This is a genomic window from Cognatundibacterium squillarum (assembly GCF_014652435.1).
Taxonomy (GTDB): domain Bacteria; phylum Pseudomonadota; class Gammaproteobacteria; order Burkholderiales; family Burkholderiaceae_D; genus Undibacterium; species Undibacterium squillarum.
Genome location: NZ_BMYU01000006.1, coordinates 111,927 through 134,492 on the forward strand (window position 1 = coordinate 111,927; position 22,566 = coordinate 134,492).

General features: G+C 53.2%; 16 protein-coding genes. 10 read left to right on the forward strand and 6 right to left on the reverse strand.

Features of this window, described 5'->3' with window-relative positions; genetic code table 11:
• The first annotated feature begins 29 nt into the window (after positions 1-29).
• The 3 genes from IE092_RS12800 (at position 30) to IE092_RS12810 (ending at position 9,789) form a co-directional block, all read left to right on the forward strand.
• Entirely contained in the window at positions 30-602 is a 573-nt protein-coding gene (locus tag IE092_RS12800) for a chemotaxis protein CheW (RefSeq protein ID WP_189357585.1), read from the forward strand.
• Positions 603-654: 52 nt separating this feature from the next.
• A complete protein-coding gene (locus tag IE092_RS12805; protein WP_189357586.1) occupies positions 655-2,973 on the forward strand; it encodes a methyl-accepting chemotaxis protein in 2,319 nt (772 codons plus the stop codon).
• Positions 2,974-3,057: 84 nt separating this feature from the next.
• A complete protein-coding gene (locus IE092_RS12810) occupies positions 3,058-9,789 on the forward strand; it encodes an Hpt domain-containing protein (protein ID WP_189357587.1) in 6,732 nt (2,243 codons plus the stop codon).
• Positions 9,790-9,878: 89 nt separating this feature from the next.
• On the opposite strand, the gene IE092_RS12815 is transcribed toward IE092_RS12810, so the two are convergent.
• On the reverse strand, positions 9,879-11,342 hold the full coding sequence (locus IE092_RS12815) for a cryptochrome/photolyase family protein (protein WP_189357588.1): 1,464 nt from the start codon (positions 11,340-11,342) through the stop codon (positions 9,879-9,881).
• Between the two features lie 91 nt (positions 11,343-11,433).
• Between IE092_RS12815 and IE092_RS12820 the strand changes: the two genes are divergently transcribed.
• The 6 genes from IE092_RS12820 (at position 11,434) to IE092_RS12845 (ending at position 16,377) form a co-directional block, all read left to right on the forward strand.
• On the forward strand, positions 11,434-12,114 hold the full coding sequence (locus IE092_RS12820; RefSeq protein WP_189357589.1) for a YqgE/AlgH family protein: 681 nt from the start codon (positions 11,434-11,436) through the stop codon (positions 12,112-12,114).
• The gene (ruvX, locus tag IE092_RS12825) at positions 12,114-12,509 is read left to right on the forward strand and encodes a Holliday junction resolvase RuvX (RefSeq protein ID WP_189357590.1); all 396 of its coding nucleotides are present in this window, start codon (positions 12,114-12,116) and stop codon (positions 12,507-12,509) included. Before IE092_RS12820 ends, ruvX begins: the two co-directional genes overlap by 1 nt.
• A complete protein-coding gene (pyrR, locus tag IE092_RS12830; RefSeq protein ID WP_189357591.1) occupies positions 12,506-13,015 on the forward strand; it encodes a bifunctional pyr operon transcriptional regulator/uracil phosphoribosyltransferase PyrR in 510 nt (169 codons plus the stop codon). The genes ruvX and pyrR overlap by 4 nt, the downstream gene beginning before the upstream one ends.
• Complete coding sequence (locus IE092_RS12835; protein WP_189357710.1) at positions 13,008-13,979, forward strand: aspartate carbamoyltransferase catalytic subunit; 972 nt, start codon at positions 13,008-13,010, stop codon at positions 13,977-13,979. Before pyrR ends, IE092_RS12835 begins: the two co-directional genes overlap by 8 nt.
• Before the next feature lie 9 nt (positions 13,980-13,988).
• Positions 13,989-15,269, forward strand: coding sequence for a dihydroorotase (locus IE092_RS12840; protein ID WP_189357711.1), 1,281 nt, complete (start codon positions 13,989-13,991; stop codon positions 15,267-15,269).
• A 361-nt stretch (positions 15,270-15,630) separates the two neighbouring features.
• Positions 15,631-16,377: a lysophospholipid acyltransferase family protein gene (locus IE092_RS12845; RefSeq protein ID WP_189357592.1), complete on the forward strand. Its 747-nt coding sequence runs from the start codon at positions 15,631-15,633 to the stop codon at positions 16,375-16,377.
• Positions 16,378-16,547: 170 nt separating this feature from the next.
• Here IE092_RS12845 and IE092_RS12850 read toward each other — a convergent pair whose 3' ends face one another.
• The 5 genes from IE092_RS12850 to IE092_RS12870 are packed head-to-tail and all read right to left on the reverse strand — an operon-like array spanning position 16,548 to position 21,741.
• Complete coding sequence (locus IE092_RS12850) at positions 16,548-17,150, reverse strand: acyl carrier protein phosphodiesterase (protein WP_189357593.1); 603 nt, start codon at positions 17,148-17,150, stop codon at positions 16,548-16,550.
• 24 nt (positions 17,151-17,174) lie between these two features.
• On the reverse strand, positions 17,175-18,005 hold the full coding sequence (locus tag IE092_RS12855) for a symmetrical bis(5'-nucleosyl)-tetraphosphatase (protein ID WP_189357594.1): 831 nt from the start codon (positions 18,003-18,005) through the stop codon (positions 17,175-17,177).
• Positions 18,005-19,111, reverse strand: coding sequence for a ferrochelatase (gene hemH / locus IE092_RS12860; protein ID WP_189357595.1), 1,107 nt, complete (start codon positions 19,109-19,111; stop codon positions 18,005-18,007). The genes IE092_RS12855 and hemH overlap by 1 nt, the downstream gene beginning before the upstream one ends.
• Before the next feature lie 41 nt (positions 19,112-19,152).
• On the reverse strand, positions 19,153-20,799 hold the full coding sequence (gene recN / locus IE092_RS12865; protein WP_189357596.1) for a DNA repair protein RecN: 1,647 nt from the start codon (positions 20,797-20,799) through the stop codon (positions 19,153-19,155).
• Positions 20,800-20,847: 48 nt separating this feature from the next.
• Positions 20,848-21,741: an NAD kinase gene (locus tag IE092_RS12870; protein WP_189357597.1), complete on the reverse strand. Its 894-nt coding sequence runs from the start codon at positions 21,739-21,741 to the stop codon at positions 20,848-20,850.
• A 102-nt stretch (positions 21,742-21,843) separates the two neighbouring features.
• On the opposite strand from IE092_RS12870, the gene IE092_RS12875 reads away from it, so the two are divergent.
• Positions 21,844-22,539 (forward strand): HAD family hydrolase, encoded by a 696-nt coding sequence (locus tag IE092_RS12875; RefSeq protein WP_189357598.1) that lies wholly within the window; start codon positions 21,844-21,846, stop codon positions 22,537-22,539.
• Positions 22,540-22,566 lie beyond the last annotated feature (27 nt).

Consider the following 22,566-nt stretch of genomic DNA (forward strand, 5'->3'; position numbering starts at 1 on the left):
GACTGTAAATTCTGACCCCGGATCCTGTTATGACAGAGATTGTGAATGAAACCAACCCGGCCGATCGGGTTGTGCGTGCTTCAGATGGGCGTAAGCACACCCGTTTGCGTGAGTTTCAGGCGCAGCTGGTGGAGCGTATGCAGGCTGCTCAGCGTGGCGGCTTTGTTCAGTTAAGCCAGCTGGGCGTCATGATCGGAGGCAATCGCTATTTGCTCGACTTACGTGAGGCGGGTGAAATTGTCAGCGTAGGTACTTTATCTTCCGTTCCGTTGACGCGTGACTGGTATAAGGGTTTGTCGAATATCCGGGGTAATCTGACAAGTGTTGTAGATTTATCCCGCTTTCTGGGTGGAGATCTGACGGAGGTCAATCCATCCTGTCGTATTGTCGCATTTGCACCGGCGCTGATGTTTAACGCCGGGCTTCTTGTTTCTCAAGTATTCGGCTTGAGAAATCTGAATGACATGACGTTGCTGAGCGAGCAGGTTGTTGCCCGCGAGTGGTTGCCACGTCAGTTTGCAGACCAGGAAGGTCACATTTGGTCAGAACTGAGTCTTGCGACTCTTGTTCGTGATCAGGATTTTTTACATATTGCGTTGTAATGCGGATTGCTAACGTAACCGCAGGCTTTTCAATCGTTTAGGAGACTTAGTAATGGCATTTAATCTACCGTTCTTGTCCAAGGGAAAAGAAGATCCGGAAGTTGACGGAACAGAGGCTGAGGCAAGGTCACCTTTGAATGCCGGCACGGCAGAGATTGAAGAAGCTGCCAATGTGCGTATTGTGACGGCAGACGCAGGTTCGGATGTCGCTAAATCAGCTCCTGCAGCAGAGCAGCATGCTGACGCAACTTTCATCGGCGATGCACTGGAAAAAGGCGGGGATATTCGTCTTCCGTTCATCGGTCATTTACCGTTGCAGCGTCAGTTGCGGATGTTGTCTGTTGCCATGGGCATTTCGTTGCTCGCAGGTGCAGGTTTTGTCGTTCTGAACGCGAGTCAGTCGGCTCTGATGTCGACCCAGGTGCAGATCGCGGGTGATGTGCTGATGCATTCTCAGCGTATCGGTAAAGCGGCACCGAACGCGATTCAGGGTAATCCGGAAGCGTTTAAGCAGCTCGAAGATAGTCGTAAAGAAGTTAATAATGATTTGAAAATTCTGCTGGAAGGCGGTTCGTATCAGGGGCGTAGCGTAAGTAGCGCAAATTCCAAGCTGACGCCGGTGCTTGAAGATACTGTAAAAGCCTGGCAGGCATCTAATAAAGCTGCGGAAACCATTCTGAAGCATCGTAAAGAACTGACTGGTTTCGGTCAGACACAACAGAAGCTGAATGCATTGTCACCGACCTTGCTTGAGCTGACGGAACAGATTTCTACACTTAAAGTGCAGGGTGGTGGTTCGGCGCGTGAAATTTCTGCGTCTGGACAGCTGGTGATGCTGACGCAGCGTCTGGGACGAAGTGCCAATGAATTTCTGACTTCAGAGGGTGTGAATCCTGAGACAGCTTTCTTGCTGGGTAAAGATTCGAATACTTTCCACGATCTGGTTGAAGGCTTTCTGAACGGTAGTGAAATTTTACGTTTGAATCCGACTAAAGATGCTGATACGCGTGAGAAATTGCAGGAGCTGAAAAAAGTCTTTGAAGAGTATCAGATAGGCGTTAGCTCGATTCTCAGTAATTTGCAAAACTTTATCGCGACGAAGCAGTCCGAACAGCTGATTTTTAATGAAAATGAAAGTCTGAAAACCAAGCTGACTAAATTGCAAAAAACTTACACCGACGAACAGGACTCGATCAGTCTGAGTTTCGTGATGCTGATGGTTTCTGCGCTTGCTGCGCTGGGATCTGCGGTTGGTATAGCACTCGTGCTGTTGCAGGATAGCCGTAATCGCGCAAAAGAGGCAAACGAACGTCGAATGGAAGCTGCTGCACAAATGCTGCAGGCGCAGAAACAGGAAGAAGAAGCTAAGCACGCGAACGACCAAAATCAGGCTGCGATTTTGCGCCTCATGAATGAGCTGCAGGAAGTTGCGGACGGTGACTTGACGATTCAGGCAACCGTTTCCGAAGATATTACCGGCGCGATTGCTGACTCGGTTAACTATACGGTGGAAGAGTTGCGCGGACTGGTAGGCCGTGTTACCAAAACAGCGGAAGAAGTTACAGCGGCATCTGACTCTGCGCAGAGTGTTTCTGTTGATCTGATGAATGCGTCTGAACAGCAATCACGCGAAATTACGGATGCGGGGCAGGCTGTTCTTGCAATGGCGGCTGAAATTACCGATGTATCCCGTTCTGCAAATGAGTCTGCTGAAGTTGCGCGTCAGTCGGTTGCGGCGGCGGAGCAGGGCGCTCATGCGGTGGAAAACGCGATCAAAGGTATGAATGAGATTCGCGAACAAATTCAGGAAACATCTAAACGTATTAAACGACTTGGTGAATCTTCACAGGAAATTGGTGAAATTACCGAACTGATTTCTGATATTACTGAACAAACAAACGTACTGGCGCTGAATGCTGCGATTCAGGCAGCGTCTGCTGGTGAAGCAGGCCGTGGTTTCTCTGTAGTTGCGGAGGAGGTTCAGCGACTGGCGGAACGTTCTGCTGAGGCGACAAAACAGATTGGTGCGCTGGTTCGTACGATTCAGACCGATACCCATGATGCAGTTGCTGCGATGGAAAAATCGACACAGGGTGTTGTTGAAGGTGCAAAACTGTCCGATGCGGCAGGTACAGCGCTGGCTGAAATTCGTAGCGTTTCTAACCGTCTCGCTGAACTGATTCAAGGTATTTCTCTGGCTACGGAGCAGCAGGCGACTTCCGCGAATGGTGTTGCACAAAATATTCAGCACATTCTTGAAATTACCGAGAATACCCGTACCGGTACACAGCAAACAGCCGACTCGATTAAGCAACTGGCGATGCTCGCGGAAGAACTGAAAAACTCGGTATCCCGGTTCAAAATTGCCTGATACCGCTGATGCGGTAAGTATGATCAAATCTTTCTACCTCGCGACAGAGCTGGCTCTGTCGCGGCCAGCATTTGTGGGGTATGCATGACATACGACGTATCCAGTCCGGCGGATTTTCCGCAGGAGCAGTTTGATACCGGACCTCTGTCCTGGGTTATCGCCGATATCAGGGAAGCGATTAATCAGGCCGGGAAAAAATTATCTGAGGCGCTGAAACAAGATGAAGAAAGTCGTGCTACCTCGTTGTTGCATGCAAAAAACTTTCTGCATCAGGCGCATGGTGCACTGCAAATTGTCGATATTGACGGCGTAGCGCTTCTGACAGAATCAATTGAAGACGTTCTGGAACGATTGCAGAACGGACAATTGAATATCAGCGATGATGTAGTTACTGGTGTACAGGATGCTTTTCACGCCGTACTGCGTTATCTGGAAGACTTGTTATCCGGTGCGCCCCATCAGCCTGTTCGTTTATTTCCTTATTATCGTACTGTTTTAGAGCTGAAGGGCGCTGAGCGTATTCATCCAGCAGACCTGTTTTTTCCTGCGCTGGTCGTTCAGGAAAAAATACCAGAGCTGACGCTCAGCTATCGTGGTTCTGCGCCGTCATACACTGGCTTACGCCAGCGTTTTGAAAAATTACTGCTGACTGTACTGACCAGTAAAGATGCAGAGGCACAACTGAAAGCGGTCTTGCAAATGCGTGACCTGATTGCAGAAATTGATCAGGTACAAAGTACCCCGCAGGCGAAGGCTTTCTGGGTAGTTATGCGTGCGTTCACCGAGGCTGTTGAATCTGCTCGTATCCAGAACGAACAATACGTTAAGCAAATTCTCGGTCGTATCAATCTTCAGATACGCCGTCTGGTAGATGGTGGCACGGCGATTCCGGAGCGTTTGCTGCGCGATGCATTATTTTTTATTGCGCAGGTAAAGCAACCGACGCCACTGGTTGCGAGCATTCGCCAGGCTTACGCCCTTGAAAATGCGGTACCGGCGGATTACGACAAGAAAAATTATGGAAGAGTCGCAGCCGGTGCATTGTCTGCAGCCAAAGAGCAACTAACTGCAGTTAAGAATCTCTGGGGGAGAATTGCGAACGGCGAGCAGGGGCTCGCGGAGAAGTTCTCCCAGAAAATGAAGGACCTGGCTGAAACCGGCGAGTCGCTGAGCACTCCTGCGTTATCCAAGCTATTACGTGAGCTCAGTGGGATTGCGCGACATGTTGCGCATTCTGATGAAGGCAGTAAATTCGGTCTCGAGCTCGCGACCAGCTTATTGTTTGTTGAGAATGCGCTGGATCAGATTACCCGATTGCCTGCGCATTTTCAGGATCGTGCAGAAGAAATTACTTCTCGTTTATTGTCTGCGGTCTCCGGTGATGAGCTGACATCGCAGGCTGCATGGATGGGGGAAATTTCCCGCGAAGCCCAACAGCGTCAGACTATGCATGTACTGGTAACCGAGATGCAAACCAGTCTGCGACAGATTGAGAAGAATCTCGACGAGTATTTCCGTGATCACACACAGACGGACTTGCTGAAGCCAGTTGACAGCGTATTACATCAAATCGGTGGAGCACTCGCTATTCTTGATCAGGACGATGCAATGCGTGCTGTTGAGCATACGCGGGAACTTGTCGGTCGGTTTGGTGAGGCACTGATTTCTTCTAGTGAAGCCGAGCAAAACACATTACATCAGAATGTTGCTCAAAATATTGGCGCACTCAGCTTTTTCATCGAAACGATTCAAAGTCAGCCGGAAACAGCGAAGAAAAAGTTTACGTTTGATGAAGATACAGGTCTGTTCCGTTCACATTTGCTGGAAACCGGTAATCAGAAAGAGTTGCTACCGAACACAGATCAGCTTGTAATGCAGGAAGTGTATCCGCAGGAAGCTGTTCTGACTGCGGAAGAGGAGCTCACGCGCCAGCAGCAGGAGAGCGTTCGCCTTGCAGCTTCGCTGGCAGAGAGTCCGGATGATGCTGAGATTCGTGAGCAGCTCAAGCATTCGCTGGAAGCTGAACGTTCTGTTGCAACTTTGCTGGATGACGCAGAAGCCGGAGAGCGCGCGAAAGCGGCAATGGCTGCACTGGCACAAACCGACGCTACAGAAGTATCGCAACTGGTGTCGCAACCGGTTGCTCCTCAGGTTACAGCTCTGGCACCTTCTTTAATGCCGGAGACAGATGACGCGGTTGATGCTGAATTGCTGGAAATTTTCCTCATGGAAGCGGAGGAAGTCCTGCAGTTTGTGAGCGATACCTTACCGTTATCCCGTCAGGATACGGATAATCAGGAATACCTGACGAGTCTGCGTCGCTCCTTCCACACACTCAAAGGCAGCAGCCGCATGGTTGGTCTGAATGTCTTTGGTGAAACTGCATGGAGCATCGAGCAGGTCATGAATTTGTGGCTGTCTGAATCGCGCCACGGAACTGAAGCACTGTACAAGTTGCTCGATCATGTCACAGCTGAGATGACATTGTGGGTAGCTGAGCTGCGTAGTTCCGGTAGCTCGTTCCGGAATGGTCAGGCTATCGTGACTGCAGCGCAGAAACTCAAGGCTGGTGAAACATCTGTTGAACTGATTGCCGAAGCTGCACCGTCTGCTCAGATAGAGGTTGTTGCTGCTCCTGCTGAACCGGATGCAATCCTGGGACATTCGGAATCATTTGTTGATCCAGCGCCTGTTGCTGACGATGAATTGACTGTCCCTTCAACAGATGCAGAGTCAGTTGTTAGTGATGTTGCAGAGCAAACTGAGAACACTGTGTTGGCTGATGCACAGGAAGAAACGTCTTTTGAGTCTCAGGAGGAAATTGCGGAATTGCCTGCAGATATTTCTGTCTCTGGCATGGATGAATCTGCCGATGATGAAATTCGTGATCAGGTACTGCCAGAAAGCGCGCTGAATGTTGACGTTGAACTAGTCGCAGAAGAAGTATCTGATTCACTGACAGACTCGACGCTGCCGGAAATGCAAATCGAAGAGTCTGTAGCACAGCAGGTATCGGACAATGATTCTGTTCCTGCGGCAGACAACATATATACGCCTGCCCATGACGGGTCTGAAGTCTCCGCAGAGCATCGGGACACTACTGAGATATTACCGGAAACAGTTATTGAACTTTTGCCGGTTATCGATGCAACAGAAGGTCTGACGGACGCTGCAGAAGAGTTATCGGTACTCACTGATGACACAGCTGCAGAACCGGTACAGTTTGTCGAGGCTGCAGCAGATCAGGTATCTGTTGTCGATGAGCATCTGACACCAGAACTATTGTCTGAACAAGTCGCACATGCTGAAGCAGTTGAAGATGAGGCTTTATCAGAAGAGTTTGCATTACCTGAGCTGTCTGAAGAACCAGATCTGCTAATACAGGCAGAAGCTTTACCGGAAATTGTTTCCGATGACGAACATGTGATTGATGCCGTTACAGCAGAGACTGTTTCCGTTTCTGATGACGATCAGTCGCCAGAACTGGTTGTAGCTGAATTTGCATCGGAAGAAGTCGCTGCTCCGTTACAAGATGCATTGTCCCCTGATTCTGAAGTCGCTACGGTTGTCAGCAGCGAACCAGTGACAGAAACCGAGTCTGATCTGACTGTTGCGGATGACCAGGGCGATGACCACGCGGAGTTTGCTGCGCCGGATACCATTGTTGAAGACCTCGGTTCGGCATCCGTCGCTTCGGATGAAGCGCTGGCGGAAACTGCGCAAATTATTGAGTTCCCGGAAGTGAATAAGCCGGCACCGGTGCTGGACGATAATGTCAAACGGATTGGCGGACTGGAAATCAGCTTGCCGCTGTACGGCATCTATATGGCGGAAACAGATGAAATTGTGCGTTTCCTGACCCAGGATTTGTCTGAATGGCGTCACGAGCCGGAACGTGTTGTCTCCACACATGCGATCCATGCAAGCCATTCTTTAGCAGGCAGTTCTGCGACAGTAGGTTTGCGTCAATTGCAAGAACTCGCACACAGTATGGAACTGGTGCTGCAACGGCTGCAGCGTCATCCGGTCATGCTGCATTCGAACGAGTTTGACGTACTCGATGAAGCGCTGGATACCGCAAAACGCATGTTGCAGAAATTTGCGACATCAGAATTGCCGGAAGCAGCGCCGGAACAAATCCAGGCGCTGGAACACTTGCTGCAGGGCATTATCGCGCGTTCAGATGCAGGTGCTGATGAAGAGTTTATAACGTCCACTAACGAGCGTCTGAATCTCGAAGATCTGGCGCATCTGGCTCAGGATGACGCGGATTTACCGGAAACTGATCTGGTATCCGGTGATATTGCGGCAACAGAAGTGCCTGTCGCAGAAGAAGTTCTGAGTGCCATTGTTGCGCCTGAAGCTTCGCAGGCAACAGTCACAAAGCTGAACGACGAGATTGATCAGGATTTACTGCCGGTCTTCCTTGAAGAAGGGCAGGATTTACTGCCGATGGTCGGAGAGTTGCTGCGCAGCTGGCAGGAGCATCCGGCTGACAGTGGTATTCCGCAGTCGATTGCCCGTCTGATGCATACGATCAAAGGTAGTGCCCGTATGGCCGGTGCTATGACACTGGGTCAGCATATCCACGATATGGAAAGCCGTATCGAAAGTATGGCGAATACCGGCGGTGCAGTGCGTCAGCCTTTGCTGGATGACTTGCTGGCCCGTCATGATCTGAGTATGCAGATGTTTGATCAACTGCAGAATCCGCAGGCATATGTCGCACCTGAGGTTGCGGAAGTGCTGACTGCTGCACAAGAGCTCGATCGCTTCCAGGAAGAACTGATCGCTGGGACAGATGCACCTGTTGCAGAGACTAAAACATCTGAACTGGTCAGCCTGAATCCGGTCATTCCTGTCAATGCAGGTGCGCAAGTCCGGGCAATGCCTGCGGCTGCGCCATTGAGTGCGCCGGTACAACCTGCAGGACCGGTTCCGCTGGTCCGTGTGCGTGCAGACGTACTTGACCGTCTGGTTAACCAGGCTGGTGAAGTGTCGATTTCGCGTTCACGTCTGGAAAATGAAATTTCCACACTGCGGGCATCTTTGTCTGAGCTGACCGGTAACGTTGCACGTTTGCGTGATCAGTTGCGTGAAGTGGAAATTCAGGCTGAAAGTCAGATCACGGCACAAATGTCGCATGCCGGTGATCGTGACTTCGACCCGCTGGAGTTCGATCGCTTTACGCGCCTGCAGGAACTGACCCGTATGATGGCGGAAAGCGTGAGCGACGTGGCGACGGTTCAGCAGAACTTGAACCGCACGATTGATGGCGCATCCAGCGATCTGCTGACTCAGGCACGCCTGACACGTGAATTACAACAGGATCTGATGCGGGTGCGCATGATTCCGTTCGCCAGTGCGTCGGAACGTTTGTATCGCGTGACCCGTCAGACAGCCAAAGAGCTCGACAAGCGGGTGAATCTGGATATCCGTGGTGCCGGCGTTGAAATGGACCGCGGCGTTCTGGAGAAAATGGTCGGACCATTTGAACATTTGCTGCGTAATGCCATTGTGCATGGCATAGAAAGTCGCGAAGAGCGTCGTCAGGCCGGAAAAAATGAAACCGGCGAATTGCTGATTGAAATTCGTCAGGAAGGTAATGAGGTTGTTATCCGCTTTAAAGACGATGGTCGCGGACTGAACCTTCCTTCGATTCTGAATAAGGCTCGCCAGTCAGGTCTGATCGGCAGCGACGAACAACCGGGCGAAGCAGAAACGGCGGCTTTGATTTTTGAACCGGGTTTCACAACCGCATCGGAAGTAACAGAGCTGGCCGGACGCGGTGTCGGTATGGACGTCGTCCGTTCAGAGGCATCCTCGCTGGGCGGACGTGTGGAAGTCACGACATCTGCCGGGCAGGGTGCTGAATTCACTATTCGCTTGCCACTGACGCTGGCAGTTACGCAGGTAGTGTTGCTGAGTGCAGGTGGTAAAACTTTTGCGGTTCCTTCTGTTCTGGTGGAGCAGGTACAGCATTTGAAAGCCAATGCGCTGGCCAATGCCTATAACGATGGCGCTGTGATGTGGCAGGGGCAGCGAGTGGGCATGTATTTCCTCTCCACGCTGCTGGCCGATCATCAGGCTGTACCGATGTCACTCCAATACACTCCGGTGCTGATCCTGAAGAGCGGTACAGACCGTGTTGCGCTGCACGTGGATGAAATTCTCGGTAACCGCGAGGTTGTCGTGAAAAACATCGGCCCTCAGCTGGCACGTATGGCTGGCATTGCCGGTGCAACGGTGCTGGGTTCCGGTGAAATTATTCTGATTCTGAATCCGGTGCCGCTGGCGGGACGTTTTGAACAGTTGCAGCATGCGCGTTTGCCGCACCATGAAGCAGAAGCAGTGCAGGGTGCGGTTGCGAATCTGGAGCAGGCAGAGTCAGTGCAGACAGCTGCTACAGAACCTGTTCAGGGCTTGCGTAAGCAGCATACAGTAATGGTGGTGGACGATTCGCTGACCGTACGCCGTGTGACACAACGTCTGCTGACCCGCGAAGGTTATCAGGTCATTCTGGCAAAAGATGGTATTGATGCGCTGGAGCAATTGCAGTCGGTAACGCCGGATGTGATGCTGGTTGATATTGAAATGCCGCGTATGGACGGTTTCGACCTCACACGTAACGTGCGCAGTGACAACCGTACTTCGCATATTCCTATTATCATGATTACATCGCGTACTGCGGATAAACACCGTAACTACGCGAAAGAGCTGGGTGTGAATGAGTATTTCGGTAAACCTTATCGCGAAGATGATTTGCTGGAAGCGATTGTGCGGTTTATCGGTCAGGAAAACGCAGTGATAGTCTGATGTAAATATTCTGATTCATAACGGAAATAAAAAACGGAGCATTTTGCTCCGTTTTTTTATGTGCACGTAAATCGGCAGAAAAATACCAGTCACATTACCTGTTTAACGACGGCATAGCGATCCAGTGTACGCTGGCGTGCTGCATCATGCTGTACCAGCGGATGCGGATAATCGGCACCGAGTTTGACGCCCGCATGGTTCAGCAACAGGGCACCGGCTTTCCATGGTGCATGAATCGTTTTGTTATCCAGCTTTGCCAGTTCAGGGCAGTAACGTCTGATAAATTTCCCATCGGCATCAAATTTTTCAGATTGTGTTACCGGATTGAAGATACGGAAATAGGGTTGAGCATCACAGCCCGATGACGACGCCCATTGCCAGCCACCATTGTTTGCGGCCAGATCAAAATCCAGTAATTGCTTTGCGAAATACGCTTCACCACGTCGCCAGTCTATGCCCAGATCTTTAATCAGAAAACACGCAGCCACCATGCGCAGACGATTATGCATATAGCCGCTCTGATTGAGCTGACGCATTGCTGCATCAACCAGTGGATAACCGGTTCTTCCTTCGCACCACGCAGCAAAATCAGCATCTGCCTGCGCGCCACTTTCCCAGCGAATCGCGTCATACGCAGGCTTGAATGAAGACTGTGTAACGCGCGGATGATGGTGCAGGATCATGAAATAAAAATCACGCCAGATCAGTTCACTCAGCCAGGTTTGTGCACCTTCGCTGTTATTCAGTGTGATTTCCTGCAGCGCCAGTCTGACCAGATGGCGTATCGAAACCGTTCCGAAGCGCAGATGCACGGACAAATACGACGGGCCTTTCACGGATGGAAAATCACGCCGGGTATGGTAGCTGTGGATCCGTGTCAGAAAATCGGCGAGCAGTGTTTCAGCGGCGCTGCTGCCGCCGTGAACACCGGCAGGTAGCGGGTCTGGCTGAAAGCCCATCTCGGCCAGCGTCGGACGTGACGGCCAGCGGTGACTGGCCAGATGGCTGGTGTATTTTTGTACCGGATAGGCGCGACTGAAAAAGTCAGTATCCTGTGCAGCCAGTTTTTTCAGCCAGGCATTTTTGTATGGTGTGAAAACAGAAAAGGGCGTACCGGCTTGTGATAACACTTCATCCTGTTCAAAAATGACTTGGTCTTTACTGCTGAAAAAGCAGCGGCCACGGGCTTTGAGTTCATCGGCAATTTTCCGATCACGCAATATGGCCTGTGGTTCGTAATCGCGGTTAGTAAAGACAGCATCAATTTGCAAATCGGATGCGAGTTGCGGAATTGCATTTTCCGCGTGGTCAAACAAAACGATCAGCTCGCCACCGGCTTCGCGCAACTTGTTTTGCAGTTCGGAAACGGCTTCATCGATAAAGCCAAGACGCCGGTCATTTTCCGGCAATGATTGCAAAATTGTTTTATCGAAAACAAACACACAATAGACTTGCTGACTGGCGCGCAAAGCGTGATACAGCGCAGCATGGTCATCGCAGCGCAGGTCGCGGCGGAACCAGACAAGCGCACGGGAAAAAGAAGGTACTGACATGATAATGACAGGAAATCAGCGGTTTTCTGACAGGACTGCCGGAAGATAGCACACATCGAAAAAGCCCGCTAAAACTGCTAAAATGCCGCCTATGGCGAAGCAAATCCCCCCCTTTTCAGTTGATTCCGGCGATGACCTGCGTACATCGTCCGATTCAGCTGTTTCTGAACAAACGACATTACCTTCTGATCAAGTTTCTTCCGGTGAACTGAACCTGACAGACCATTTTCTGATTGCGATGCCTGCAATTCAGGATTCGGTCTTTGAAGGCGCGGTTGTTTATATGTGCGAGCACAACGCCCGTGGTGCTCTCGGTATCGTGATCAACCGGCCAACGGAAATGACGGTGGCCAGCTTACTCGACAAGATCGATCTGACCGTTTCCGGCCATCCGGAGCAGAATCCACTGCACAAGATGCCGGTGATGTCCGGTGGCCCGGTGCAGGAAGACCGCGGATTTGTGCTGCATGAACCGGCTGGCAGTTACAGCTCATCTCTGAAAGTTACGCCGGATGTAGCGTTTACGACTTCGCGCGATATTCTGGAAGCGGTTGCTGCTGGCAACGGGCCGGATCGTGTGCTGGTGAGTGTTGGTTACGCTGGCTGGGGTGCCGGTCAGCTCGAAAAAGAATTGCTGTCTAACAGCTGGCTTACCGTGCAGGCGAATACAGAAATCCTGTTTGATCTGCCACTGGAGCAGCGCTTTGAAGCTGCGATCCGTCTGCTGGGCATCGACCCGTGGATGCTGACGGCAGAAGCGGGGCATGCCTGATGAATCTTTCCGGCGGAACCCTACTGGCTTTTGATTTCGGACTCAAGCGTATTGGTGTTGCCGTCGGTAATACGGTCACGCGCAATGCCAGTCCGCATAAAATTATTCATGCTCCCACTAACGACGGTAAATTTGCTGAAATCGCCGCGCTGATCAGCGAATGGCAACCTTTTTGTCTGGTCGTTGGTGTGCCGCGCCATCCGGATGGTGCCGAACATGAAATGACGGTGCGATGCCGTCGTTTTGCAAACCAGCTTAATGGGCGTTACAACCTGCCGGTGGTGCAGGTGGATGAGCGTTACTCATCAGCAATTCTTCAGGCCGGACAAGGCGAATACATCGACGATGCGTCGGCGGCTGTCATTCTTCAACAATACTTCGACGAAAACCCATGACGACGGACACAACTTTGCATGCAGAACAACTGTATCAGCAATTGCTGGAACAGATCCGCCCGCTGGCAGCGGCGCATCCGCAACTGGCGGTCGTTGGTATTTATTCCGGCGGCGCGTGGATTGCGGAGCGTCTGGTACGTGATCTGCAACTGAACACAGCAGCCGGTTCGATTGACGTATCTTTTTACCGCGATGATTACGCGGAAAAAGGTTTGCGTTCCGGTGCCAAACCGAGCCATATCCCGTTTTCTGTCGATGGCGCACAGATTCTGCTGGTCGACGATGTGCTGTACACAGGCCGCACCACCCGTGCGGCGATTAACGAATTATTCGACTACGGGCGGCCTGCCCGTATCTGGCTGGCTGCACTGGTTGACCGTGGTGGTCGCCATTTGCCGGTTGCGCCGGATTTTGTTGCACAGGTTTCTTCATTTGAATCCAGTGTGTCCGTGAATCTGCAACGCGCAGACGATGGCACCTTCCGTATCTCTATCGACCATGCATAATCCACAGCTTAATAAACACGGTGAGTTACAGCATTTGCTGACGACCGAAGGTTTGCCGAAGGCCGTGATCCATCATATTCTGGATACCGCCTCGTCGTTCGTCAGTATCGGCGACCGTGAAGTGAAAAAAGTGCCTTTGCTGCGCGGTAAAAGCGTTTTCAATTTGTTTTTTGAGAACTCTACCCGTACCCGCACCACGTTTGAAATTGCTTCCAAACGTTTGTCGGCAGACGTGATCAATCTGAATATTGCGGCATCCAGCACCAGTAAAGGTGAGTCGCTGCTCGATACCATCGACAATCTGGCAGCGATGCATGCTGACATGTTTGTGGTGCGTCACTCAATGTCCGGTGCACCGTTTCTGATTGCCAAGCATCTCAACGATACGCGCCAGAATCATGTACACGTGGTGAATGCCGGTGACGGCCGCCATGCGCACCCGACACAGGGTTTGCTGGACATGTACACCATCCGCCATTACAAAAAAGAATTTCATAATCTGACCGTGGCGATTGTCGGCGACGTACTGCACAGCCGTGTTGCACGTTCGGATATCCATGCGCTGACCACACTCGGCGTGCCGGAAGTACGTGTGATTGGTCCGCGCACGCTGTTGCCGGGCGGGCTGGATCAGCTCGGTGTGCGCACCTTCCATAATATGGATGAAGGCCTGAAAGGCGTGGACGTCATCATCATGCTGCGTTTGCAGAATGAACGTATGAACGGCGCGCTGCTGCCGTCGGCGCAGGAATACTTCAAACACTATGGCCTGACACCGGAACGTCTGGCGCTGGCGAAACCGGACGCGATCGTGATGCATCCGGGACCGATGAACCGTGGCGTGGAAATTGATTCTGCCGTTGCGGACGGTCCGCAGGCAGTGATTCTGCCGCAGGTCACTTTCGGTATCGCAGTGCGTATGGCGGTGATGAGTATTCTGGGCGGCAACAGTGGTGAGGCGTAAGGAGCGATGATGAAAACAGTAATACGAAATGGTCGTGTCATCGATCCTGCCAGCGGTCTGGATCAGATCGCTGATCTGGTGATTGAAAACGGGAAGATTGCCGCCATCGTCGCAGCGGGCAGTGACGCCAGTGATGCGCAGGTAGTGGATGTCAGCGGGATGATTGTCGCACCGGGTCTGGTGGATCTGAGCGCGCGTTTGCGTGAGCCGGGGTTTGAATACAAAGCGACACTGGAATCCGAATTGCAGGCTGCGGTACGCGGTGGCGTGACCAGTCTGGTGTGCCCGCCGGATACCGATCCTGTGCTGGATGAGGCCGGTCTGGTAGAAATGCTGCGCCGTCGCGCCGACATGCAGGCTAAGGCAAATGTATATCCGCTGGGTGCGCTGACTGCCGGTCTGAAAGGTGAGCAACTTACAGAAATGGCAGCGCTGAGCGCAGCCGGCTGTATCGGTTTCTCACAGGCAGAACAAGTTATCCGCGATACCTCCACGCTGCAGCGCGCACTGGATTACGCTGCAACCTTTGGCTTCACCGTCTGGCTGCGTCCGCAGGATCCGTATATCGGCATGGGCGGTGTTGCGCACAGCGGCGCATATGCATCCCGTCTGGGTTTGTCCGGCGTACCGGTGATGGCAGAAACGATTGCACTGCACACTTTGTTTGAACTGATGCGTGCCACCGGTGCACGTGTGCATCTGTGCCGCGTGTCGTCTGCTGCCGGTCTGGAACTGATTCGTCAGGCCAAGCGCGAAGGCTTACCGGTCAGTTGCGATGTCAGCGCACACCATGTGCACATGACAGAGCACGATATCGGATTCTTCGATCCGAATGCACGCGTCACGCCACCGTTCCGCTCTCAGCGTGACCGCGATGCGATCCGTGCTGCGCTGGCAGACGGTACGATTGATGCGATTTGTTCCGATCACACGCCGGTCGATGATGATGAAAAACTGCTGCCGTTCGCAGAAGCTTCGCCGGGCGCAACCGGTCTGGAACTGCTGCTGTCACTGGCACTGAAATGGTCGGCAGACAGCCACGGCGAAGTCAGCTTGCCGCAGGCACTGGCGAAAATCACCAGCGATGCAGCACGCACCGCAGGCATTCAGGCTGGTCGTCTGGCTGTTGGTGAAGTTGCCGATTTGTGTGTGTTTGATGCAGACAGTCACTGGAAAGTGGAAGCCGCAGCACTCAGCAGCCAGGGCAAGCACACGCCTTTCCTCGGCTATGAATTGCCGGGCGTGGTGCGCATGACGCTGGTTGGCGGACGCACTGTGTACGCGGCTTAATTGTTGTCAGTCAGACTGGCAGCCAAGCCGGAAGACAGGGAATGCATCCTGACAGATAGCTAACGCACAAAGGCAGCTTCGGCTGCCTTTTGTTTTTCGTGCAAATTTTTTTTCGTATTTGTTGTTCTCTTGCGCAAAAAAGCACCATTCTGCGGGCCTTTCCGTTGACGGATGCAACAATGCGTTCAGTATTGCTGGCGTGCTGCCTTGTTTCTGGTAAATAATAAGAACCCTTTTTTATGCACCACTGTATTTCCGGTTCGCTGCCTTGCCTGTAAGTTGCGCAAGGTGCTGGAAACCGGCGTACAGACCGGCTGTTTCTGATTCTTTTCTTTCCACTATCGGGTTTGGCGGATACGGTATGATCGTTTGGCATTATGTGCGGGTAACGCTGCATCTACTCGCAGGGCTGATGACTTGCGCATTTCTTTTTCCTCTGTGCGCGCAGGCATCCCGCGAAAAACTGGTGCAGCGCTGGTCGCGTCAGCTGCTCGGTATTTGTACCGTGGACGTGCGTTTTATCGATCAGAGTGAAGGCAAACATGCCGAACGTGCCCTGATCGTGTCTAACCATATTTCCTGGCTGGATATCTTCGTTATTAACACCCTGCATCCCTGCCATTTTGTGGCGAAGGCAGATATCCGCTCGTGGCCGCTGGTGGGCTGGCTGTGCCACAGTGCCGGAACGATTTTTCTGGCGCGCGGCAAACAGCGCGAAGTACGCCGTATTTATGAAGGTCTGGTGCATCAGATCGAAGCCGGAAAACGCATTGCATTTTTCCCGGAAGGCACGACAGCAGCGCAGGGCACAGTATTGCCCTTCCATGCCAATCTGTTTGAAGCCGCGATTGAAGCCAAAGTGCCGGTACAACCGTTTGCGCTGCGTTATGTGGATCAGAACGGGCATTTTCATCATGCCGCTGACTTTATCGGTGACATGACATTTGCCGAAAGTATGAAAGTGATTCTGAAAGCACCGCGCATGACGGCAGAGCTGATTCGTCTGCCAGCCATCAGCACCGATGGCGCACACCGCCGCGAAGTTGCCAGCCAGTCACAACAGGCAGTGCGCGACGCACTGGGCATTCAAGCCTCTCAGGCTGCCTGATTTTTCCTGTTTCATACCGCAGCGATTGTGCAGGAATGCGCATTCGCTGAAAACCCACCCCCTTGGAAAGCCAGAGAATTCGCGGACGTCCGGCAGGGCACCGGTTTTTTCTGTGTAGAACTCCGCATTTTGCACCATTTTTGTGCAATTTCTGGGCCCTCACAGCCAGCTCAGGGCGATGTGAGCAGCAGGCGCTGCCGCTGCGTTTCTGTGTGCTGTATCAGTTCCGGATAAAAGCGCAGGAAACCCTGTTCCAGTACGCTGTCCTGCGCCTGCAAATGCGGCAATCCCGCAATCAGATGTTCACCATGACGCGATAAGCGGCTGGCGGTGCGCCTCACCGCACGCTCCAGACCTGCCCAGTGACCATAAGATGTCAGCCAGTCTTCCTGCACCATGCGCGGCAGCAGACTTTGCAGCCGTGGCGGCAGCAGCGCTTCTCTGTATTGCAGATGCTGATAAAAGTCCGCAATCATCACCGCGCGTGACTGCGGATACCAGCGCTCCCAGTGACGTGTCAGCAGCAAATCAAAATAAATATCCAGCAGAATACCGGCATAGCGCCGCGCAGGGCTGGCGAAACCGGCTTTCATCGCGAGCACTTCAGGATGCTGATCGGTGAAGGTATCGACCAGCCGGTGCAGGTGTATTTCACGCTGAATGGCAGCCGGAAGCAGCGCTGCTTCGCTGCGGCTGGCAAAGTCACCGAGCAGTGCGCCGAGCATTGCATCCGCGTCGTGGCTGGCCAGCGCAATATGCGCGAGAAAATTCACAGACTTCCTTGTTTCTTAAATACGTCAGGCACCGGGGCGTTGCTGCTGCGGGCAGTCAATCTGAAACACTTGCAAATCCTGCAAACGCACCGCAGTCAGCTTGCCACCCCAGACGCAGCCGGTATCCAGACTCAGTAAATTGTCACGCACGATCAGCCCCAGCGTAGACCAGTGACCGAAAGCAATCTTGTCATTCGCACTGGCACGCTCTGCTGCAAACCACGGCATCAGACCTTCCGGCGCATTCGCCGTACCTTCTTTCAGCGCAAAATCCATCTGACCATCGGCGCTGCAATAGCGCATACGCGTCAGCGCATTGATGATGCAACGCCAGCGTGCGTGGCCTTGCAGATTGTCTTCCCAGCGATCCGGCTGATTGCCGTACATCTGCGCCATAAAATCCAGCCAGTCCGGTGTCTGCAGCATGGCGCTGACTTCTGCCGCCAGCGCCAGCGTTTTGGCGGCATCCCATTGCGGATACAAACCGGCATGCACGATCAGCCAGCCTGCTTCTGACCACGCCAGCGGGCGCTGGCGCAGCCACAGCATCAGTTCCGGTAAGTCCGGTGCACTCAGTAATTCATTCAGCGTATCCTGCCGGTGCGGCGGGCGCAGTCCCTGTGCCACCGCCAGAAAATGCAGATCATGATTGCCAAGCACGGCTTCAGCACGGCCTTCCAGCTGCAGCGCCCGTATTGTGCGCAAAGCCTGCAACGATTCCGGCCCGCGGTTAATCAGATCACCGGCAAACAGATAGCGTGCACCCGGTGTGGCGGCTTCGGTCAGCGCCAGCAAACGGTTTAACTCGGTGGCGCAACCCTGAATATCACCAACCACATACACAGCCTGCGTCATCAGTGCGGTGCTCCCAGGCGTTTTGCTTCAGCGCGGCTGATCAGTGCCTGCTGTTTTTGTTCTTCACGCATACCGGCAGTGAACATGGTTGGCCAGCCAGCCAGATGCTGCTCTGAAATTTCCGCCATCGCACGCAGCCACGCCGGAGATTCATTCAGACAAGGGATGTAATGAAATTCTTTGCCACCGGCAGTCAGGAAAGCCTGTTTGACTTCCACCGCAATCTCTTCCAGCGTTTCCAGACAATCAGCAATAAAGCCCGGGCAAATGACGTCAATCCGTTTCACGCCGTTTTTGGCCAGTTGCTGCACGCTCGGTTCCGTGTACGGTTGCAGCCATTCGGCTTTCCCCAGACGCGACTGGAAAGTAACCAGATACTGATCTTTGGTTAGACCGAGTTTTTCCGCCAGCAGGCGTGCGGTTTTATAACATTCACAATGATAAGGATCGCCGCGCAGCAAAAAGGCTTTCGGCAAACCATGAAAACTCATCACCAGTTTTTCAGGGCGACCGTTTTGCTGCCAGTGTTTCAGCACGCTCTGGCGCAGTGCTTCAATGTAGGCCGGATGATCATGGTAGTTACGCACGAAGCGCAGTTCCGGCACATTGCGAACCTGCTGATAATGGCTGAAGACAGCATCCATATTCGACGCCGTGGTGGTAGCGGAATACTGCGGATAGGCAGGCAGAATCAGAATACGGTCGTAAGCTTCCTGTTTCAGCTTTTGCAGCGCAGACGGAATCGACGGACTGCCGTAACGCATCGCCCAGCTCACGTGCACATCATGGCCGCGTTCACCCAGATAACCTTTGAGCAGCATCGCTTGTTTTTCGGTATGGATTTTCAGCGGAGAGCCATCTTTGGTCCAGATCGTCGCATATTTCTTTGCCGACTGGCCGGAGCGGAACGGCAGAATGATGCCATTCAGAATCAGCCACCAGACCGGACGCGGAATTTCCACTACGCGCTGATCCCATAAAAACTGTTTCAGGTAACGCTTCACCGCACCGCGTTCCGGCGCATCCGGCGTGCCCAGATTAATCAGCAGGATCGCGGTTTTGCCGGTTTTGCCGTGCGTATATTCCGGTTCTTTCAGAAAGGGCATAGTCTGGCCTGATGAATGTAAATAGAGATATTGATAAATGTCTACAGCGCCAGCAGTTCACGCGCATGTTTACGTGTGGTGGCGGTAATTTCCAGACCGCCCAGCATACGCGCAATTTCTTCCACGCGCTGCTTGCTGTCCAGTCGTGCAATTTGCGAACTGGTGCGGCCACCGGTCTGGTCTTTGCTGACCTGAAAATGCTGGTTCGCCTGCGATGCCACTTGCGGCAAATGCGTGACGCACAATACTTGTCTTTCCTGTCCCAGACGCTTCAGCAGGCGGCCAACCACTTCTGCCACCGCACCGCCGATACCGCTGTCAACTTCATCAAAGATCAGTGTCGGCGTGGTGGTGGCGCTGGAAGCAATCACGGAAATCGCCAGCGAAATCCGCGCCAGCTCACCACCGGAAGCCACTTTCGCCAGCGGACGCGGTTGTACGCCGGCATGACCCGCGACCAGAAATTCAACCTGCTCCAGACCATACGATGCGGGATCGCAGGCGTGCAGCGCGACCGCAAACTGACCGCCGCGCAGACTCAGATCCTGCATCGCCACTGTGACGGCCTCACTCAGACTGCGTGCGACCTGTTCACGTTGCTGGCTCAGACTGCGTGCCTGTTCCAGATAAGCTTGCTGCGCTGCCTGCTCCTGTTTACGCAGATTTTCAGGATCGCTGGCCAGACTCATTTGTTCCAGCTCGCTTTGCAAACGCGCCAGTTCATCGGGTAATTGTTCCGGGCTGACGTGAAAGCGGCGTGCGGTACTGTGGATTGCATCCACGCGCAATTCCACTTCGCGCAAACGTTCCGGATCCAGATCGGTGCGCTGCAGGTAATCGTTCAGCGCATAACTGCTTTCCTGCAATTGTATGCAGGCGTTTTCCAGCGCTTCCGCTGCCGGACGCAGTGCCGCATCAAACGACACCAGCTTGTATAAACGTTGCTGCAGGCTGTTGAGTTGCGACAGCACAGGATGATCGGATTCGGAAATCGCTGCCAGCGCCTGCTGTACGCCTTCCATCAGACTGGCAGCATGGGCGAGGCGGCTGTGTTCCTGCTGAATACTTTCCCATTCGCCATCACGCAGTTGCAGTTTTTCCAGCTCGCCGGTTTGCCATTCCAGCCGTTCTTTTTCCTGCAGCAGATTTTTTGCATCGTTTTCAAAACGCTGCAATTGTTGTCTTAACTGATTCCAGTGGCTGTAGCGTTGCGCGACATCGCGCGCCAGTGCTGATAAACCACCCTGACTGTCGAGCAGTTCACGTTGTGCATCGCTGCGCAGCAAAGACTGATGCGCATGCTGACCATGAATATCGACCAGCAAATCACCGAGATCACGTAACTGGCTGACGGTGGCAGGAATGCCGTTGATCCAGCCTTTGGAGCGACCGGCGTTATCAATCGTGCGGCGCAGTATCAGCTGATCACCTTCGTCGCTGAGATCCTGCTGCTGCAGCCAGTCGCGCGCAGCATCGTGCAGGGCGAATTCAGCGCTGATATCGGCGCGGGCGGCGGATTCGCGCACCATGCTGCCGTCGGCACGTCCGCCGAGAACCAGGCTCAAAGCATCAATTAATATCGATTTACCGGCACCGGTTTCGCCGGTCAGTACGGTGAAGCCTGCGGAAAACTCAAGTTCGAGCTGATCCACAATCACAAAATCTCGGATGGCAAGCGTCCTTAGCATAGGAAACCCGGAAAGTCAGTCACAGCGCGGTATTGTAGCAATCTGGCATTAATTCAGTGCACCGGTCACGGTAGGATATTCATTCCAGTGCAGCTTTTCGCGCAGGGTGTGGTAATAGTTCCAGTCCTGCGGATGCAGGAAGGTCACTGTATGTGCAGAGCGCCGTATCACAATACGGTCCTGACACATCAGGCTGGCAAAGGTCTGCATGTCGAAATTCAGACTCATATCGCGGCCGGCCGCAATTTCAATCACGATCTCACTGCTGTCCGGCAACACGATAGGACGATTCGATAAGGCATGCGGTGCAATCGGCACCATGGCAATGCCCTGCAGACTCGGGTGCAGCATAGGGCCACCAGCGGATAAGGCATAGGCGGTGGAGCCGGTCGGGGTGGAAATAATCAGACCGTCAGAGCGCTGGTTGTACATGAAGTGCTGATCGACTTCGACCCGCAATTCCACCATGCCGGCACCGGCACCGCGCGCCACCACGATATCGTTAAACGCCACACCGCTGAAAATCTGGCTGCCGTCACGTAATACGATGGCTTGCAGCAGTGAACGTTTTTCGGCGATGTATTTACCGTCCAGCATATCGGTCAGCACCGGAATCATGCGCTCGCGCGGAATATCGGTAATAAATCCCAGCCGTCCCTGATTAATACCGATCAGCGGCACCGGATACGGTGCGAGCTGCCGCGCAACACCCAGCATGGTGCCGTCACCACCGAGCACAATCGCGAGATTCGCAACCTTACCGATTTCCGCCACCGATAAATGCTGCAGACTGTCGATGCCGCAGGTGCGCGCAGTTTCTGTTTCCAGCACCACAGTGACGCCGTGTTGCTGTAAAAAAACAATCAGCTCACGGATGGATTCTTCTATGCCGCTGGCCTGGGTTTTGCCAACCAGTGCGATGGTTTTCGGTGTTGTCATCATTGTCAGATCAGCCTGTCGGGCATTGCGTCCGCATCTGTGCATGACGCAAAAGCCCAGATTAGACCATAATTAGTGCAAGATTGATGATATTCCCACAGCATTATGACAATTAAAGCCATCCTGTTCGATCTGGACGATACCTTATGGCCGGTCGGGCCGGTGATTCGCCACGCGGAGCAAGCCTTGCATGACTGGCTGACAGTGCATACACCGCAAGTGACTGCGGCTTACGATATCGAAGGCCTGCGCCGGCGTCGTCAGGCACTGGTGCCAACTGACCCGCGGTTTTCTTATGATCTGTGGAGTCTGCGTCATCGTTTGCTGCAGGATGTGATGGCAGAGCAGGGCGCTGATCCGGCACATGCTGATGCCGCGATGCAGGTATTCGCACAGGCCAGAAATCAGGTCAGTCTGTATGACGATGTTCTGCCAGCGCTTCAGCAATTGCAGGCGGATTTCATTACCGGCTCGGTATCCAATGGTTTCGCCGATTTAAACAGTATCGGATTGGCGCCGTATTTCCGAGTCTCGCTGGCGGCACACAGTTTCGGCTGCGCGAAACCGGATCCGCGTATTTTTCTGGCTGCTTGTGAAGCCCTACAAGTGGCCCCACATGAAACCCTGTACGTCGGTGATGATGTGCTGCTGGACGTGCACGGTGCAACGCAGGCGGGTTTGCAGGCCGTCTGGATGAACCGTCACGGCATCTCCTCAGATAAGCCGGAATGGCAGCATGTGACCATTCCGGCACAGATTCGCGATTTACATGATCTGAGACAGCGATTAACACGCGTCTGATGTTCATTTGAAGATTGCTCGCATACA